This window comes from Hydrocarboniphaga sp. (assembly GCF_965279055.1).
Lineage (GTDB): Bacteria > Pseudomonadota > Gammaproteobacteria > Nevskiales > Nevskiaceae > Hydrocarboniphaga.
In genome coordinates, this window is the sequence record NZ_OZ257125.1 from 355,297 (window position 1) to 373,177 (window position 17,881).

The 17,881-nt window shown below is 65.4% G+C and carries 11 protein-coding genes; 4 read left to right on the top strand and 7 right to left on the bottom strand.

Translation table 11 applies throughout. The features are described from left to right. Window position 1: 1 nt before the first annotated feature. Window positions 2-1,534, top strand: coding sequence for a hypothetical protein (locus ACQZF9_RS01700; RefSeq protein ID WP_428311550.1), 1,533 nt, complete (start codon window positions 2-4; stop codon window positions 1,532-1,534). Window positions 1,535-1,625: 91 nt separating this feature from the next. Then, window positions 1,626-2,696, top strand: coding sequence for a hypothetical protein (locus ACQZF9_RS01705; protein ID WP_428311551.1), 1,071 nt, complete (start codon window positions 1,626-1,628; stop codon window positions 2,694-2,696). 7 nt (window positions 2,697-2,703) lie between these two features. On the opposite strand, the gene ACQZF9_RS01710 is transcribed toward ACQZF9_RS01705, so the two are convergent. After that, window positions 2,704-4,269 carry a hypothetical protein gene (locus ACQZF9_RS01710; RefSeq protein WP_428311552.1) on the bottom strand — a complete coding sequence of 522 codons (1,566 nt, stop codon included), beginning with the start codon at window positions 4,267-4,269 and terminating at the stop codon, window positions 2,704-2,706. Window positions 4,270-4,432: 163 nt separating this feature from the next. On the opposite strand from ACQZF9_RS01710, the gene ACQZF9_RS01715 reads away from it, so the two are divergent. After that, window positions 4,433-5,110, top strand: a complete 678-nt coding sequence (locus ACQZF9_RS01715) for a hypothetical protein (protein ID WP_428311553.1) — start codon at window positions 4,433-4,435, stop codon at window positions 5,108-5,110. A gap of 22 nt (window positions 5,111-5,132) precedes the next feature. Here the strand turns inward: ACQZF9_RS01715 and ACQZF9_RS01720 are convergent, their stop codons facing one another. Continuing rightward, window positions 5,133-6,254, bottom strand: a complete 1,122-nt coding sequence (locus tag ACQZF9_RS01720; protein ID WP_428311554.1) for a hypothetical protein — start codon at window positions 6,252-6,254, stop codon at window positions 5,133-5,135. A 148-nt stretch (window positions 6,255-6,402) separates the two neighbouring features. On the opposite strand from ACQZF9_RS01720, the gene ACQZF9_RS01725 reads away from it, so the two are divergent. Continuing rightward, window positions 6,403-7,314, top strand: a complete 912-nt coding sequence (locus tag ACQZF9_RS01725) for a sulfotransferase family protein (protein WP_428311555.1) — start codon at window positions 6,403-6,405, stop codon at window positions 7,312-7,314. On the opposite strand, the gene ACQZF9_RS01730 is transcribed toward ACQZF9_RS01725, so the two are convergent. The 5 genes from ACQZF9_RS01730 to ACQZF9_RS01750 all read right to left on the bottom strand — a co-directional run bounded on the left by ACQZF9_RS01730 (window position 7,311) and on the right by ACQZF9_RS01750 (window position 17,693). Further along, entirely contained in the window at window positions 7,311-8,849 is a 1,539-nt protein-coding gene (locus tag ACQZF9_RS01730) for a hypothetical protein (RefSeq protein ID WP_428311556.1), read from the bottom strand. The two genes, ACQZF9_RS01725 and ACQZF9_RS01730, sit on opposite strands and share 4 nt — an antisense overlap. Window positions 8,850-8,868: 19 nt before the next feature. Next, window positions 8,869-9,813, bottom strand: a complete 945-nt coding sequence (locus tag ACQZF9_RS01735) for a methyltransferase domain-containing protein (RefSeq protein WP_428311557.1) — start codon at window positions 9,811-9,813, stop codon at window positions 8,869-8,871. Window positions 9,814-9,862: 49 nt separating this feature from the next. Next, window positions 9,863-13,132 (bottom strand): glycosyltransferase family 4 protein, encoded by a 3,270-nt coding sequence (locus tag ACQZF9_RS01740; protein WP_428311558.1) that lies wholly within the window; start codon window positions 13,130-13,132, stop codon window positions 9,863-9,865. A gap of 215 nt (window positions 13,133-13,347) precedes the next feature. Continuing rightward, window positions 13,348-14,430: a glycosyltransferase gene (locus tag ACQZF9_RS01745; protein ID WP_428311559.1), complete on the bottom strand. Its 1,083-nt coding sequence runs from the start codon at window positions 14,428-14,430 to the stop codon at window positions 13,348-13,350. Further along, window positions 14,430-17,693 (bottom strand): glycosyltransferase family 2 protein, encoded by a 3,264-nt coding sequence (locus ACQZF9_RS01750; protein ID WP_428311560.1) that lies wholly within the window; start codon window positions 17,691-17,693, stop codon window positions 14,430-14,432. Before ACQZF9_RS01750 ends, ACQZF9_RS01745 begins: the two co-directional genes overlap by 1 nt. Between the last annotated feature and the right edge of the window lie 188 nt (window positions 17,694-17,881).

A 17,881-nucleotide genomic window follows, 5' to 3' on the forward strand; every position in this document is an offset into this window, starting at 1 on the left:
GGTGACCGAGGAAGATGCACTGCGCAAGGAGCGCAAGCGAAAGCGCCGGGCGCGGCGCGAAGCACGGCTTGCCGCCTTGTCGCCCCCATCTCCCGCCGGGGTTGCGAGGCCGCAGGCCGTCGACGCGATAACGGCGGCCGCCGGTCCGGTCGAGACCGCCGACGTGGCCGTGCCGCGCCGCGAACGCGCGCGTCCGCGTCAAGCCGCCTTGCAGCCGACGCGCCTGGCCGACAGCTCGCAGCCGCTGTTGTTGACCATCGCGTATGGCCAGTCCAACGCCGAGGCCGGCGGCTTGCGCAAGCTGGGGCGCGGCCGCGTGATGCCGGTGTCCGATGTCGTCGACGAGCAGCGCGCGATGATGCTCGACACCGGTCTGCTCGGGGTGCAGGGGCGCGTACTCGACGGCGCCAGCCTGAGCGACATCGTGCCCGCGCGCGAAAATCCGGCCAGCGGTGAATCCGGCGGTTGCGCCTTTCTGCGGCACTCCCTGGCCAGCGACGATGCACTCGGGCAGCCGGCGACCGTCTACCTGTACCGCAGCGCCGGCCAGGGCGGCCGCTTGCTGGCCGACCTGTCCGAAGGCTCGCAGGCTTTTCAGAATTTTCTGACCACGGTGGATCGCTCCGTCGCCATCGCGCGCGGCTATGGCAGAAGCCTGTGGGTACCGCATTTTTTGTGGGACCATGGCGAAGAGGATCGCAAGCGCGCTACCGATCCGGAGTGCTATCGACGTGACATGGTCGAGCTGCGCCGGCGTCTCGATCAGCAGATACGCGAACGCACCGGCCAGCTGCAGCCGGTCTGGATGCTGACGACGATTCTGGTGGCGCCGGCACGTCGTAATGCCAACACCCATTCGGACATCACGCTGGCCCAGGTCGCGGCCTTGTCCGAACCCGGCATTGCGCCGGTGTGCTCGCCATACTGGTTCTGTGGCGACTATGGCTTCAGCGAAGGCCAGGCGGTGCATTGGGGGCCTCTGGCGAAAGCGCTGCTGCGCGAATACGGTGCGCGCGCGGCGCGGATCGTTCGCGAAGCGGTGACCCGGAATCCCGACATCCGGCTGGGCATGACGATACGCCGCCCGGTCTACGATCCCGGCCTCGATGGTGGCAATGGCGGCTGGTCGCTGTTGGAAGTGCCGTTCGAAACCTCGCCGCGTACCGATCCGGCATCGATCGTCCGGGACGGCGACCGCATCAGCGGCACGGTGCTCTACGCCGAACGCGGGCTTGAGATTTACATCGGGGATCGCGGTGCCGCCGAACATTTCGGGTTCGAGTGGACCGGCAGCGGGCACATCATCGGTGTCGATGTCGAAAATCAGTCGTCGCGGTCGCGCTGGATTGTTCGCCTGAGTTCCGGTTCTTCCGGCCGCCTGAGCTACGCCACCACATTTCAGGCGCGTGTCGGCCCGGCCAATGCGCCGCAGAAGTGGGGCAACATTTTCGATCGTTGCGCCGAGCCTTCGCTGGCGATGCCGGGGCTGGTGCTGCGCCAGGGCATGCTGCCGTTTTCGGTCCTGATCGAGTGACGACTGCCATCGCCCAGATGCCGCTTTTACAATTGACGCCAGCACCGGCAGCGGTGCGCGCGGCCCATTTTCTGCAAGGTTTCGAAGCTCGATGAAAACTCTGTATCTGCATGTCGGCATGCACAAGGCGGGCAGCACGTCGATCCAGCGCGCGCTGAACAAGGATCGGAAGTCGCTGATCCAGCAGGGCCTGTACTTCCCGCTGACCGCGACCGACCACAATACGCGTGCGCATCAGAACATCGCCTGGGAGCTCAACCGGCACAATCGCTTCGTGCCGGAGAACGGGTCTCTCGACGATCTGCACAAGGAGCTGCAGCGCAAACAGCCGCAGAACGTGATCATTTCGTCGGAGGGCTTCACCTCGCTGGACAACAAGCCCGGTGCCTCCAAGTTCAATCCGCAGGCGGAGCCGGAGCCGGTCGATCCGAGCAGGCCCAGCCGCTACCAGCGCCTGCGCGAGTTCGCCGATTCGCTCGGTTATTCGATCGTCACGGTGGGGTTCGTCCGCGAATACGTGGCCTGCCTGAACTCGGCTTATACGCAGCAGGTCAAGAACTTCAATCACGCGCGGCCTTTTGCCGATCATGTTGCCGAGCAGCGTGGCAACGATCGTTGGTGCTACGAGGTTGTGTTTGCCGGTTGGGAGTCGATCTCCGACAAGCTGATCTGCCTTCCCAATGGCGAAGACAACGTCAAAACCCTGTATCAGCTGATGGGAGTGAAGCCGTCCGAGGATCAGGAGATCGAGCGCCACAATACCGGTGTCGGTCCCAGGACTATCGAGTGCTCGCGCCTGGTGTTCAAGGCCCTGGAGCCCGTACAGCGACGTGACAGCTGGTTGCGCAATCGCAAGAACAAGGACAAGAACCGAGAGCAGGCGATCCCCAGCAAGCTGGTCAAGCGGATGGCCCGGCAGCAGGGCTGGAACGACGAACTATTCTGGGGCTTCGATCTGCAGCTCGCACGCGACGTACATGCCAGTTTCGTCGAGCGCGATCACAAGTTCCTGCGCAAGCACCAGATCCACTTTGCCGACACTTTCGACCGCAAGCGGCACAATGATTTCATGATCGAGCAGGCCGAAGCGGGGGAGCGCGCCACCTTCCTGGCCAGCGTCAATCCGATCCTGGCCGAACTCGGGCTTGCCGAGCTGAGCTAGCGCTGCACTAGCGCTGCACCAGCTTGCCACTGGCGAGCTGGTCGAGAAATTCCTCCAGATTGGTGTAGCCGTCGCCGTTGCGATCGCGTTGTGCGTCGCCCGGGTCCTTGGGATTCAGGCCGTGCGCCTTTTCCCAGTTGTCGTCGATGCCGTCATGGTCGGCGTCCGGGTACGGCGTGCCGCTGCGCAACTCCGGATAACCGCCGACTTCGTCCGGCGACTGGATGCGACGCCCCACACCCTGGCGAACATCGTTGACGATGCGCGTATCGACGGCATCGCGCCGCGGCACGGTGCGTCCGACACCGGCGAGAATTTTTTCACCCAGCCCCTGGGTTCCCTCCGACGTCAGCGCGAACGGGCCGCCCTTGATCGGTGAGGCCATCAGCACCTGAGCGCGCGCCGCGGCAGCGAACTGCAGTGCGCCGCCGCCATCGGTCGCCTCGTCCGCAGGCTTGCCGTTGCCGTCGACATTGCCGCGGATGTACACGCGAGAATCGGTGATCGGCTGTGCCGAGCTGATCTTTTTCTGGCCAACGACGATGCGGCCGTCGAGATTGCTGCCGCCGCCCGCGCCGGGGCCTGCTTTGTAGATGTTGTTGATGACGTTGACGAACAGCGGGCCGTAGTAGTGATGTTTGCCGTCGTTGGAACCTGACGTGATGAAGGTCGCGCGCAGGCCCCAGTTGAACACGTAGTTGTTGATGAAATCGGCGGTCGCGCCGCTTTCGATGTTCGGTGAGCGCTGATGTGCCTGGGACACCAGATTATGATGCAGCGACACATTGGTGACGCCGCCGCCTCCTCCTCCGACCAGCAGGCCGAAGCCGTGGCCCTGGTCTTCGCTATCGCCGCCGCCCTTGTCGCCTTTGTTCTTTTTTCCAGCTTTTTCGGGCTTCGCCGGGCGCCCGGGCTTGGCCTTCTTTTCGGTGCTGGTACCCCAGGCGTACAGCGGTTCGGCGACGATCGACCACTGCACGGTGATGTTTTTGGTATCCACCGGCTCTTTCAGATCGGCCATGTCCAGCACCTCGTCCATCGACCAGCTGAACGAGGAGTGGTCGACGATCACGTCGTGTGCGTCGATGATCTGAAAGGTGTCGCGCTTTTCCGGCGGCGTGGTGCCGCCGCTGCTGCCCACACGGGCGCAGAAGTGGCGGATGATCACGTCGTGGGTCTGCACCACGACCTTGTCGCCGCGCACGCAAATGCCGTCTCCGGGCGCGCTTTCGCCGGCAATGGTGAGGTAGGGGTCCTTGATGTTGAGCGGCGTCGCCAGCGAGATCAGTCCGCCGACGCGAAAGATCACGGTACGTGGGCCGGCTGTTTTCACCGCCTCGCGCAAGGAGCCGGGACCGCTGTCGTCGAGATTGGTGACAAACAGTACGGCGCCGCCGCGCCCGCCTTTGGCATAGGCACCGTAGCCTGCTGCGGACGGAAATGCTTTCTGGCCCGGCGTGGGTGGAATCGAAGAGGTACTGAGGCTGCTGCTGCTGCTGAGCTTGCGCGCCTGGACTGCAGCGGCCGAAAGCAGTACGCCTACCACGATGCCGGCTGTAACCCAAATCTTCATCTTCGGTCTTCCTTGTGGTGCGACATCTTGGCGCATTTCAGCGGCGCCAAAGCAGGCTCGGCCAAGCTACCGCGGCACTTCAGTCTGTGTCTACCTGTCGCGTATAGTGTCCGGCGTCGCGGTCAAGGTTCAGGGGTATCGGATGTCAAAGCTGGACGATGTCATGGCGCGCTGTATTGCGGCTGCCAACGAGAAGCATCTTTCTCCGGAGCAGCTGGCACCGGCCGAATATCTGAAAAAGAAACCCGAGGCGGTCAAGGGTTTCATGCACAAGTACCTGAAGTTTGAAATTCCGTTTCAGCGCAAGGCGGCCGAGGTGGGCCTGCTGTCCTTGGACAGGAGCGAGCCGATCACAGTGCTGGATCTGGGTGCCGGCGGGGGGCATTTCTGCAAGCTGCTCAATGAACTCGGCCACGACGCGACCGCGTTGACCAAGTCGCAGCCGCCGATGTTCGTCAAGCTGTGCGAGGCGCTGGGCGTCACCGTGGTCGACGCCAAGGTCAGCTCACGCGAGCCGATTCCAGTGGACCGGCGCTACCAGCTGGTCACAGCCAGCCGCATCACCTTCAACCGTACCGCCAGCCGGGTCTGGAGCAAGGCAGACTGGACGCGCTTTCTGGATCACATCGAGCGCGACGTCCTGACGCCTGGCGGCGGTCTGTTTCTGAGCTTCAACATCATCGGCAAGCAGATCGAGGAAGCCGAGCCTGAAGAAGCGGCGGTGCATCGCGAAATCGACGAGATCATGCGCGAACGCGGCTTAAGAGCGGTCACGTTCGGTATCTACGTGAGCAAGGATTGGCCGATCGACATGAGCTACCTGCCCAAGGTCGATCGCTAGAAGGCAGCGCCTTCCCGGGCGATCAGGCCGGGTTGTCGAGCAACTTAGCCTGCATTTTCCGTTGCTTCTTCTTCATGCGCTGGGCTTTGTCCCTGGCGACGGCAGCGCTGTCCGGCAGGGTGGCGGTCGCCGCCGCCTGCTTGAGTTCGGCCGGCAAGGCAATCATCGTCGGCAGCAATTCGATCAATCGCTGCAACAACTCGGGGGACTGGAAGCCGTGGTCGGTTGTACCACCGTCGCCTGGCAACGGGTCACGGAACAGCGCGCCGTCCGCAGCCTTCACGTAGTCCAGCGCGACGCGACGATTGTCTGCTTCGAAGCGCTGCATGAAAGCCTGGACCTCGGCCGCGTCCAGGTAGCGCAATGGCGCGAACAGGGCCCGTGGCGCGCTGTGCTTGACGATGTTGCGCCGGATCCGCTCGGCGATTTCCTTGGCCGGCATGCTGGCGTTGATCATGCGCATCAGCTCGGTGGTGACCATGTCCGGCGCCGAGTTCACCGAACGATCGTCGAACGAAAATGGACCGGTTGCATCGGCGCCGATGACTTTAAGGAAGTCATTGCAGATGTCACTGCCGATCTGTGACTTCTCGTAGATGCGCACGTCGACCGTCACCGGCAGGCCGCAGTCGCGCCAGCACGACAGCACCTCGTGAAAAAAGAAACCGGCCTTGCCGCTGTCGATGGCGGTGTCGACCCATTGAGGGAACGACAGCGGCGTGCCGGTTTTCACCGCCTGCACATATAACGACTGCGCCAGCAGATCCTGCCTTCGCAGGTAGGCGACGACGTGCACACGCCAGCCGGGGAAAGCTGCCAGCAGGCGATTGACGTTGGCCGCCGACAGCTTGCCCCATAGGTATTCGGTCGAAATCACCAGCGTGTGTGGCTGCTGCGTGGCGATCTCGTCGTGGATGGCATGGATTGCGGTGGCGAGCACCTCCTCGCGCGACGAGCTGCCGAGGCGCTTGCTGCGCAGCGGATGAATCGCGGCACCGATCAGGTGATGCGCCGATTTGAGCATGCCGCCCTGCGGGTAGAGCACGCCCTGGCGAGCCAGTGCCTCGCGGTTGCGCAGCATGAAATGCTGGATCGCCGACGTGCCGGTTTTCGGTGCGCCGATATGGACGATGAGTTTCTTCATAGGGCTCTGCTGGGGCCGGCGGTTTGCCGCCGGGCGCACGTGGGCTATCGCACGGGCGGCGGTGGCATTGATTCTAAGCTAATGCGCATCGGCGGCGGTCGCCGTCGCGGCTATACTCGCGCCTTGCGGCGGCGCCGGACACATCGCTATGAATCTCATTTTTGTCACGGGCATGGGCCGCAGCGGCACCTCGGCGATGACGCGCGTGCTGTCGCTGTGCGGCGCGGCGCTGCCGGAGCGGATCCTGCGGCCGAGCAAGGCCAATCCGCTGGGTTACTTCGAGCCGGAAGTGTCGCTCAAGCGCAACGATGCCTTCCTCCGCAGCATCGGCTCGGCGTATCACGACCCGAGCCTGCGCGTGGTCGAGGAGGCGGCCAAGGCCAGCCGGCGAAAGCAGGTGTTCGAGGCGCATATCCGCGCCTTCATCGGCGATCTGCCGCAGGCCGACAGCGCGGTGATCAAGGACCCGCGCATCTCCGGCCTGCCGGAAATCTGGTTCGACGTCGCCGCGCAGATGGGGCACGCGATCCGCGTCGTGCAGATCTTCCGTCACCCGGACGAGGTTGCCGCGTCGCTGGCGCAGCGTTACTCGCTGTCCGCCGGGTTTTCGCAGGCGCTGTGGCTCAAGTACAACCTGCTGCCGGAGCGCGCCAGCCGCCATCTGCCGCGGTTGTTCGTGTCCTACGATCAGTTGCTCGGCAACTGGGAACAGGTGATAAGGCGTTGCCAGGATCAGCTCGGCATCGCGCTGCGGCTGGACGCGGAATCGCGCGCCGCCGTATCGGGATTCCTAAGCAGCGAATTGCGGCATCAGGTGTCGTCGGCGATGGCGGCCCCGGCAGATGGCAGTCCCTTGCAGTGGCTGCGGCGCAGCTACTCGGCGCTGCTGCAGGCCTCGCTGGACGCGCCGATCGACATCGCATGCCTGGACCGGATTTACGAGGAATACGCCGCGGCCGAGCGCTGGTTCCGTGCGCCCTTGCTGGAATATCAGCAGCGTTTTCCGCAGGCGCCGGCAGCAGCGGACGACGCAAGCGCCGCCACGTCGTCGGCGGACTAGGCGGCGACCAGCGGCGGACGCTCGCTGCCGAGGTAGCGGCTGCGCAGCGTCGGCACCTGCGCCGGCCAGCTGGCCCAGTCGAGCGCGGCCAGTTCGGCCATCGCCGCATCGAAACGAGCGCGATTGCGCGTCTGCCGCGACAGGTAACGCCTGGCCGGGCCGCGTGAGCCACCGGCGATCAGCAGCGCGCTGATCCGCTCGGCCAGCGGCCGGCTCGCCAGGTCGAAAGGCAGCACCGGCGCCAGCTGCTTTTCCGCCGCCTCCGGCCGCCCGAGTGCGACCCAGCAGTCCACGGCGAGCACGCGGGCGCGCGGGCTGCGCCGATTGAAACGAAACACCAGCTTGAGAATGTCCAGCGCGGCCTGCCACTGCTGGGTTCCGGCGGCCGCCATCGCCTGAGCCAGCAGCAGCGCGCCGGAGCGGCGCACGCGCGTCAGGTTCTGCTCGCAATACGCCAGCGCCGCCGCGGCCTGATCGCAGCGGCACATTGCCTCGAGCTTCAGCGCCAGATACGAAGTCTGATCAGAGTTGCCGTCGAGTGCCGCCTGCACGTGAGCGAGGGCCTCCGGCCATTGCCGGCGTGCGCGCGCGACCAGCGCGCGCAGGTAGCGCACCTGATAGGCGTGCTTTTCCAGCGGCTCGAGCACGCTTAGCCAGCTGTCCGCGATATCCGGCAGGTCGAGATCGCAGGCGGCGGTGACGGCGCGCCGCAGGATGTCACGACGCAGGACCGGATCGTTCATGCGTCCGGCCTTGCTCATAACGGACGCGGCGAGCATCGCGGCATAAGTGGATGCGGCTTCGTGCCCGCGCTGCTCCAGCGCCTCCGAGAAGCCGTGCCAGAACAGGCAGGAGCCGGCGCGCAGGCTGCGGTACTGGCGGCTGAAGGCCGGCGCGTCGAAGTTGCCCGACAGCAGCGCGTCGGTGACGCGCGTCAGAATGCCGAGCTCCTCCAGTGCGCGCGCGGTGTTGTGGCCGGCGAACGGGATCGCGATGCGCTGGATCGGCCGCAGCTGTTCGATCAGCTCGATGTGTTGCGTGTCCGGCGCGTAGTAAGGATCGAACACCGCCTTGATTTCGGTATCCGCGTCGAGGCTCGCGGCCATGTCGTCGTAGTCGAACTTGAGCTTGGCGGCGTAGTTGCGCCAGCGCTTCTCGAACGGCACGCGCGCCGCGTCGATCGAAAACTGTGGCGAGAACAGGATCAGGCGTTTCGGCTTCAGCCGTCCCGACACCATCAGCGCCGCGTAGGCGCCCATGCTCGATCCATACAAGGTCAGCGCGCGATCGCGGGTCAGGCCCAGCCGCAGCAGTTCGTCGAGTGCCTGCTGCAGTTCGGCGGTCTGCCACCAGTGATTGTCCTTGCTGATGAAATGCACGGCCGAGATTTGCCGCTTCATCAGATAGTTTTCGCCGAAGCCCTTGGCGACCGGCGGCGCCGCGGCGCGGCCGGTGAAGGTGATCACCAGCTGATCGGCAGAGCGTTCGTGCAACCTGCCGACGACATGCAGATCGCGGCCGTCGAATATATTCATCGCGGCCAGCGCTGGTGGCTCAGAACAATTCGCGCTTCACCGCACGGCAGACGACCTGCTTGGTCGTCAGCTCGCTTTCGGTATACGCAGACAGCTTGGCGCGAAGCGGGGGTGTCAATCGCTCTTTGACGCTGCTGCGTTCCGGGATTTCGTTCCACTGCGACACCTCGAAATAGGTGTTGGTTATCTTACGCAGTTCGGTCAAGGTCAGCCGGTTGAAGTGGGTGAGCCTGTGGCCCGGTGGCGGCTGGAAGCCGATATGCGCCCAGTCCGCCATCGCCGCCTGCTCGGCGTTGTCGGGGTCGTAATGTGAAGGGTTGCGAGGATGCGTCTGGTGGCCGCTCCAGCAGTGGAAATTTTCGTGCATGAACCAGATTTCGCCGTTGGGCCTGAGCGAGCGATGGATCTGCGCGAACAGCGCCTGAACCGAGCTTGTCGTGTGGGTCACCGCCTGTAGCAGCACCAGATCGAAGGCTTCGCGGAACACGATCTCGTCGGCTTGCATGTAGCTCAGGCCGGGAACGGCGCGCATCACGTCGACCAACGAGAAGCCGGTTTCGACGGTCTTCTTCTCCAGCCGGCTGCGGAATTTTTTGCGCGTCGGCGTCAGCTGTTTGTCGATTCCGGTATAGGAATTGGCGCCGAGCGCGCGAAATACCGGGCCGTACAGCGTGGCGCCGCAGTCGACGTGGAGGATGTCGCGGCGTATCGCCAGATTGCGGATCTCCGCCGGCCAGCTCTGGTAGCCCAGATCCACGGCCGACTGCAGGACCTTGACGATCGAGGCGACGTGGCGGTCCTTGGGGGCGCCGTTGCCGAGCACGTAATTGAACAGCAGGGATTCGGCGGTGGCAGCCTTGCGCACGTCGGCGGCCTGGCCGACGATCGCCAGCAGGCGGGCCGCGTCTTCTTTGATCGGTGGCCGGGTGGCAGTCGCCTGGGCGGCGAGGGGTTCAGCGGGCATATCGTTTTCCATTCAAAGGGTGGCAGGCAATCGCGTCTTGCTAGGGGCCTCAGTTACGCAGCATGTCGGCGATGATGGCCTTGTAGGCCATCAGCATCTCGTTATAGCCGGTCAGCATCCAGAACGAGCGCGCCGCCGCGGCCGACATCTGCTCGCGCAGGCCGGGCTCGTCGACCAGCCGCGTCAGCGCGGCTTTCCACGCGCCCATATCGCCGAACTCGTAAAGCAGGCCGGTTTCGCCGTCGCGGATCTGTTCCTTGACGCCGAACACCGGCGTCGACAGCGCCGGCAGGCCGAAGTAGAGGCCTTCGACGATGCTGCGCGGATAGGCTTCCGACGAGGAGTTCATCAGGAAGATGTCGGCGGCGCGGTAATACAACGTGACCCGGTCGGTGGCCTCGACGATACTGATCTGCTCGCGCACCTCGTCGGCCAGTGCGACATAGCTGCGGCGAAAGTCGCTGAGCTGCGCGTTCTCGACCGCGCCGAGGAAGACCAGCTGCACGCGCTGACGGAATTCCGCCGGCATTTCGGCGAAAGCTTCCATGATTTCGCGCTGGCCCTTGCGCGTATTGATCGTGCCCACGCACAGCGCAATGATCTTGTTCGCCGGCAGGCCCAACTGCTGGCGCGCCTGCGCCTGATCCAGCGCGGCGTCTTCGGCGAAGCGCGCCGGCGAAATGCCGTTCGGGATCACGTGCACTCGGCCACCGAAAGGCTGGTCGGCCCAGGTGTCGTGGCTGGACTGCGCCACGAAGACAACGTGCTCGGCGGCGCACAGTCCGGTGATCGCCGCCCGTTTGGCGTCGCCGGTGAAATGCGCGAAGCGCTCATCCGCGCTGTAGGACTCGCGCACGATCACGGTGGCCGGTATGCCGAAACGGCGCGCCAGCGTGGCGAACGGCGAGGACTTGACGGTGTTGCAGATCACCGCCTCGATTTGGTTGGTTTTCAGAAAGGCGGAGAACGCTTCCGACAGGTTCGCGTACTGGGTGTTCAGTACCTTGACGGTGTGTCGGGCGTGCAGGTCGAACACTTCTACCGGCAGGCTGGCATTGCGGTATTGCGTCAGCAACGGGCCGTTGGCGGCCGAGAACACGAATGGCGTGATGTCGCCGCCGGCCAGGCCCGTGACCAGTTCCAGCAGGCTCCACGGCGCGCCTTCACCGACCGCCAGGTTGTGCGACACGAACGCGATGCGTCGCGGCCGCGACGAGAACACCGCGCGCGCATAGCTGTAATCGTTGAACACGTCGGTATAAGCGGTGGCGATCGCTTTTTCGCCATAGACGCTGTTCAGATGGCGCTGCACGCGGCGCACGAACAGCTCGCGGAATTCACCGGAGGCGAGCTTGCCGATCGAACGATCCAGGTCGCGCTCGGTGGCGATCACCGCAAACTCGTGCCCGGTCACGGCCAGGATGTCGGCACAGGATGGGGACTGGTGTACCAGGGTCGGCACGCCGTGCATCATCGCGGCGACGAAGCGGTTCGGGCTCTTGGCCTGCTCGGCCAGATCATGGGCCAGCACGCAGATGCCGGCCTGCGAAAACGCATCGGTCATCGCCGCCAGCGACCAGTCGACGCAGTACTCCAGATACTCCGGGTATTTCTTGAAAAAGCTTTTGCGCGACACGATCAGCGGCCGATAGCCATGACGGCTGCGCAGCTGGTCGATCATCCATTTGCTGCTTTCGAAATTGCCGCGATCCGGGTTGCCGTACCACAGCACCACCTTGTTCTCCGGCGGCACGCAAGGCAGCGGCGTGGTGCCGTAGTCCACCGGCTCGACGACGTGCTTGACCGGCTTGCCCGGCAGCCGCGAGGCGATGTCGGCCTTGAGTTCGCGTGAAGGTGTCAGCAGCAGGTCGGCGCGCCCGGCGAGATCATGAAAGCGCGCCAGCGAATCCACCGGCGGATCCAGGTGCTTGAACAGCCGCGGATTCTCGTAGTACTTGTCGCAGACGTCGTAGATCAGGAACTGCTGCGTGTTGGCCTGCAGCTGCCGCATGATCTCGTCGCTGCAGGACTGGACCACGACGACGATGTCGGCGGTGGAATCGTAGCCGAGGCTGACATCGACCTGGCCGGCGCGTACCAGGAATTCCGAAGGGTACAGCGCGCGCAGCCGCGACGAGCCGAAGTTCGAGGCGGGCTCCCAGAACGGCACGAACGCGATTTTCTTGCGCGCCGGCTTGGACGATGTACGCGTGCTGCGGGCACCGCCGATGACGGCGGCATAGTCGCGCGCTACCGTGGTCAGATCGTGATGGCGCTCGGCAAAACCGCGGCCGTCGTTGCCGATACGACGACGCAACCGCGGATCGCGCTGCAGCGTCGCCAGCGCCTCGGCGAACATCAGCTCGTTGCGGTCGCGGATCAGCGCGTGCTTGCCGTCGATCAGGAATTCGCCGTGATAGCCGGCGTGCACCGTGGTGACCACCGGGATGCCCAGTGCCAGCGCCTCCATGATCACGTTCGACGTGCCCTCGCGGCCCGGTGCCACCGGGCAGACCAGCACGTCGATCTTGGAATAGAAGTCCGGAATCATCCGGTCGTGGGCAATCTGCCCATCGCCCTTGGACGTGCGCAGCACCGGTGCGCCGATTCGCGCCGCGGCCGCCAGCGCGATGTCCAGGCCCTTGATTTCGGCTTCTGCGGACGACTTCAGGCTGGCGGCGAAACCCACCGTGAACGGACGGTTCCCGCCGGAGGCCAGCCGCGACGGCTCCCACTCCTTCAGGTCCAGCGCATTCGGGATCAGGTGTACGTTGCGATGGACTTTCAGCGCGCGCTGGTACAGCTCGCCGTTGAGCGCGATGATCGCGTCGAACTTCTGGAAGGCCTCGCGCATCGCCTCCACGTTGTCGCCGTAAAGGCGGTCCAGAGGCCGCGGCCCGCCGATGCGCAGGATCGATTTCTTGGCCGGCACCGGAAAGCGGCTGGCTACGATCGCATCGAAATACACCGCGACATCGGCGCTCTCGGCGCCGGAAATCATGTGGCGGTACGAGCTCAGCCTGGCCGACAGACGTTTGGCGTTGTTGCCGTAGGCCCAGCCGATGTTGTCCGGCGGCCCGATGACCCAGTTGATGCTTTTCTTGTTCGACACCGGCCGCGCCTCGGCGGTCGCGTCCTGATCCAGGCGCGACAGCGCCTGCATCACGGCCGTGGTCAGTCTTTCGGTCTGCCGCGTCGACAACTCCACCGAGCGGCGCAGCGCCTCGATGGCGAGCAGCAGATCGGCGTTGGATATCGAGGCGTCATCCGGCAAAGCCTGCGGCAGCTCGGCCGGTCCCGGGTCCTGCGAATCAGCCATGCCAAACCGTCCCCTACTTCGTTGTTGGCGCCCGGTCGCCGGGCCGTCACGATGGCGACGTGACGGCAACCCGCAGGGCTGCGTTGTTTGATTGAACCGGGTCCCGATGCGGCCCACGATTACCGGCCGCGATCCTGCGGCGCAAACGTCGATATAAGCATAAAGCGCACCGGATAGTGCCAGATGCTATTTGAATCCGCTGTCAGAGTCTGCCGCTAGCGCGCCGTGATCGCATCGAACAGCGCCAGCTCGCTGAGCACGGTCCGGGTCACGGTATAAGCTGCCGCCTTGTTCAGTGCGGCCATTTTCATCTGGTCGCGCTGTGCCGGCGTCAGGCCGACGTAGTGATCGACCGCGTCCAGAATCTGCTGATCGGATCGGGTATCCACCGCATAACAGTTGACCCGGTCCACCGCATATTCGCCGCTGCCACCCAGGCTGGGCACCACCGGGATGCAGGCACAGGCCATGCTCTCCAGGCCGGTGCGGCCAAACGCTTGGTAGTCCGACAAGTCCAGAAACAGCTCGGCGTTGCGCATCACCTCGGGAACCTGGGTGCGCAGCAGGCTGCCGTGATTGTGAATCAGCGGCGACAGATTAATGCCGTATTCCTGCAGTTTTGTGTCGCTGCTGCCGAACACCTGCAGGCCGATGCGCTCGCCGTACCGGGACGCCAGCGCCTCCATGATCCGCAAGGTGCGGATCGGTGCGCGACGCGGCGTGTTCGGGCGCAGCATCGCCAGCACCCGCACCTGGTCGCCGGCATTGGCGAGGCGCGGAAAGTAGATGTCGTGATCCAGGCTGGGCTCGACCTTGGCCACGCGCACGCCATGGTTTTCGTAAACCAGGTTGCACAGCCAGCGGGTCTTGGCGAATAGCGTGCAGCCGGGGATCAGCGTGTATGACGCCCGCGCCTCGTCCCATTCCGGCGAGCCCGGCTGGTAGAACAGCGGCTCGTAGTCCTGCACGTAATAGGCGCTGCGCGGCCGATGATTCTTGCCCAGCAGGTCTAGCGCGTCGGCGACATGCCGGACCGAGCCATTGGTGGTTGCGCACACCAGGTCGCTGGCCGCCAGCACCGGCGCCAGGGCCTTGGCGTTGGCGTAGACGCTGACCGGGATGTCGGCGCCCGCGAGTTCGGGGTAGCTGGGAATGAAGTTCTGCTGGTTGCGGGCCGGAATCGCGATCGACACCGGCACGCCGAAGCGCTTCAGCCCGATCGATTCCTGCACCACCGAATTGGCGCCGCCGCCGCCGCCATTGGCCGGCAGTACGAAGACCACTTTGGGCGCCAGCATCAGATCCCCTCGTCGCGGGCAGGCGCGGGCAGGCCGGCGAGCTTTTCCGTCAAGGTCGAGCGTAGCTCGGCCAGCGCCGGCAGGTTCAGCAGTTTCTGCTGCTCGAGCTTGAGGTCGACGTCGGGATGTTTGAGCCGCAACTGCTCGTTGCCCTGTTTGGACAGCTGGTCACGGCGTTCGGTACCGAAGCTCGCGGATTTCACATGGTAGACGTACACATGATCGGCGACGGCGAGCTGGTAGCCGGCCTTGCCGGCGCGTAGGCACAGATCGTTCTCTTCGCCGTACCCGACCGGAAAGGCGATCTCGTCGAGATAGCCCAGACGCTCCAGCGCCTCGCGTTCCATCATCGTGCAGAAGCCGTTGAGCAACGGCACTCTGGGGTAGGCACGCAGCGATTCGCGCCTGACCAGCGCGCCGAAGTCTTCGGCCGACCAGCCGTCGGGCAGGATGTTGATCTTGAACTTGCCGCGGCTGTCGAACAGCTCCGGCACCGATTGCCAGGACGCCGCGTTCGACAGCGCCCCGACGAACTTGATCGCCGGATCGGACTGCGCGCATTCGACCAGCCCCTCGAGCCAGCCCGGCGTCACCAGCGTGTCGCTGTTGAGCAGCAGCAGCCACTGCGCGGCGCTTTGCGTCAGGCCGATATTGGAGCTGCGGGTATAGCCCAGGTTGAGCTCGTTGCGGATCAGCTTGACCCAGGGCCGGCCGCGCACATAGCGCAGCAGCTGCTGCTCGGTTTCCGCGTCGGAGGCGTCGTCGACCAGGGTCAGCAGATACGGCACGCCGGTGTTGCGCTCGATCGAGTGCAGGCAGTTCATTACGTCCTGCGGCGCGTTGTAGACCGGGATCACGATCTCGACGAACGGGAACTGCAGGTGCGGCAGCGACCAATGCGCGCCATCGACGGCGGCGCCGCTTTCCGGGTCCGCAAGGCCGGCCGCAGCGGCATGGCGGCTCAGCGCAATCGGCGCCGCTCCACCCCAGGCCGACAGACCCTTGACCAGATCCAGCTGGTTGCTGATGTTGGGGTCTTCCAGGCCGACATAGGCGCCCTCGCGCTGCGGCGTTCCTCCCGCTGCTGCGGCCGCGCCAGACAGCGGCTGCGCGGACGCCGTCGCGAGCCTCTGCGGCTTGCCGAGGAAGACGTCGGCGAGCACGCAGTCGATCTCGCCGGAGAATTCGAATACCAGCAGCAGGCTGCCCTGGCCGCCGGTCGGCAGGCTGAAGCGATCCGACAGCGCCGAACCGGCGATGTTGAGCGGCGGCAGTTTGAATTCGTGGTAGCGGCCGGACTGGCTCGGCACCACGCGCCGCGCGATCACGCACAGCACGTCGTCGCGGCTGGCCGTCGGAACGCTAGCCGAAGCCGGGCGCGGGCTGCGCTGGATCAGCAGGATGCGTTCGATCGGCGCCGCTGCCGGCGCACCCGGGCGCGGCTTGCGCGCCGCATAAAAGCTCAGGATCTCGGGCGTATCCAGCCGCAGACTCAGCGGATCGAGTACGGTTTCCAGGCGCAGCGGGCTGGCCGACGAGCCGGCCAGGCCAAGCCCGTACAGCTCGCGCGCGGGCTGGTCCTGGGCGGCCGGCAAGGCGATCTTTTCGAGCCGCGCATTCAGCGCCGCCGGCGTCGCCTCGCTGCGCAGCAGCCAGTGGTCGGCGGTCTCCAGGCGGCGTGCCGGGTTTCCGAATTCCAGGCCGCGGCTCCAGTCGCGGAAACGGCCGTTGATGACGGCGTTCGGATCGGGCGGCAAGCCGTCGGCGGTGTCGTCGGGAACGCTGGCGGCGGCCGGTTTCCATTCAAAGCCGGCAGCGCCGAGCCCGGCTGCGGCGACATGTAGGGTACCGATGTCGGCCGTGGTTTCGATTCTCAGCGTCGCCGTCCTTACACCGGCGAGCATGCTCGCCGGCAGCGACAGGCCGACGGTCTGCTGGCTCCAGCGCTCGCTCAGTTGCAGTGGTGCGCGCACTTCGTGACGGCTGCCGTCGGCGTCTTCCAGCTCGATTGCGACTTCGGCCGCGCGCCGGTTTGCGGCGCGCGCCACCAGCACGAAGTCCAGCGTTTGCCCGGCCGGCAGCGACTCGCTGGCCAGCGTCTGCGACAACAGGCTGATGCGCGGGGCCGCGGTTTCCGCCTCGTCGCCGGCCGGCTGCAGGTCCAGTCTCAACGCCAGCGGGCCGAACCAGGGCAGCTCCGCATTCGCCAGATCGAGCAGGCAGTGCTCCGGCAGGCAGCGCAACAGCTGTGCCTGCGGCAGTTGCCAGCCGGTGGGACTGTGGCCCTGCCACTGCTGGAAGAAGGCGTTGTCGAGCAGATTGCGATGCACTGCCGGCGCGCCGTGCCGGGTCCGGCCGAGGCGATAACCGAGTCCGCGCAGTTGCAGTTCGATGTGGTGCTCGCCTGCCGCCGGCGGCGCATCGGGCAAGGGAATGCGGAACTGGCGGATGACCGCGCCGTAGAGCCCCGGGGCGGAGGTCCATTCGACGTCGCCGGCCATCGCGGAATCCAGCAGCAGGTCGATCGGGCTGTCCACCGGCACGAACGGCGGCAGGCGGACGCTGCCGACCAGGGCACCGTCGCGTTGCCGTAGAGGGTCCAGCTCGATCGCGCGATGTACGGCGGGGCTGGCCGCGAAGCCGACGCCGGTGCCGGCGATGCGGCACTCCAGCGTCCCCGACAGCAGGTCGGGGTGCCAGAACTTGAGCAGGTCGAAACCGAAGCCGCAGCCGTCGGCGAGTTCGTTGATCGGCGCAGGGCCGGCGGCCGTGGCCTGGCCGATGCGCTCCCCGTTGAGCAGCAGGTCGACGATCAGCGGATGGGGATCGGCACTGAGGCTGCGACAGTAACCGCGCAGGATCGAGCCCTCTTCGACGCCAGTGACCGCGCCGTCGTAGCGCGGTTTCCAGTCGGGGTTGAGCAGCACGGTGTCCAGCGTGCCTTCCAGCAAATGGCTGCTGCCCTTGATGCGCGCGCTGATCGTGTGGTGGCGCCCGTCGAAGGCTGCGTCCGGCACGGCGATGACGAATCCCTGCAGGCCGCTGCCGATCAAGGCCTGCTTGATATCGGCACGCGGCCGGTCCGCCAGGGTCTCGGCGACCACACCGCCGTCGACCAGCAGTTCGATCGTCACCGGCTGGTCCGGCGCCTGGAAATCGATCGCCCAGCCGTCGACGATGAAGTCGTGCAGCGCATCGAGATGCCCACGGTATCGGGCGGGCGGCGGTTTGCGACGCAGAATGCGGTTCAGCCACCCCGACAAAGCCGATCCCCTTCTGCGTTCAGTTGATGTAGTGATTTTCGATTGTCGCCTGCCGGCCCCGCCGCGGGCAACGAAGCCGGACGGCGGGGCCGATCCGGCTGGCTATAATCCGCCATTGCGTGGCCGGTTTGCCCGGTCATTCCAGTAAAAACAGCCAGAAGGAATCGTTGGTGCTGATAAACAACACG

Coding starts and splice junctions, on each gene's coding strand:
- ACQZF9_RS01705 (WP_428311551.1), top strand. CDS start 1,626: ATGAAAACTCTGTATCTGCATGTCGGCATGCACAAGGCGGGCAGCACG.
- ACQZF9_RS01710 (WP_428311552.1), bottom strand. CDS start 4,269: ATGAAGATTTGGGTTACAGCCGGCATCGTGGTAGGCGTACTGCTTTCG.
- ACQZF9_RS01715 (WP_428311553.1), top strand. CDS start 4,433: ATGGCGCGCTGTATTGCGGCTGCCAACGAGAAGCATCTTTCTCCGGAG.
- ACQZF9_RS01720 (WP_428311554.1), bottom strand. CDS start 6,254: ATGAAGAAACTCATCGTCCATATCGGCGCACCGAAAACCGGCACGTCG.
- ACQZF9_RS01725 (WP_428311555.1), top strand. CDS start 6,403: ATGAATCTCATTTTTGTCACGGGCATGGGCCGCAGCGGCACCTCGGCG.
- ACQZF9_RS01730 (WP_428311556.1), bottom strand. CDS start 8,849: ATGAATATATTCGACGGCCGCGATCTGCATGTCGTCGGCAGGTTGCAC.
- ACQZF9_RS01735 (WP_428311557.1), bottom strand. CDS start 9,813: ATGCCCGCTGAACCCCTCGCCGCCCAGGCGACTGCCACCCGGCCACCG.
- ACQZF9_RS01740 (WP_428311558.1), bottom strand. CDS start 13,132: ATGGCTGATTCGCAGGACCCGGGACCGGCCGAGCTGCCGCAGGCTTTG.
- ACQZF9_RS01745 (WP_428311559.1), bottom strand. CDS start 14,430: ATGCTGGCGCCCAAAGTGGTCTTCGTACTGCCGGCCAATGGCGGCGGC.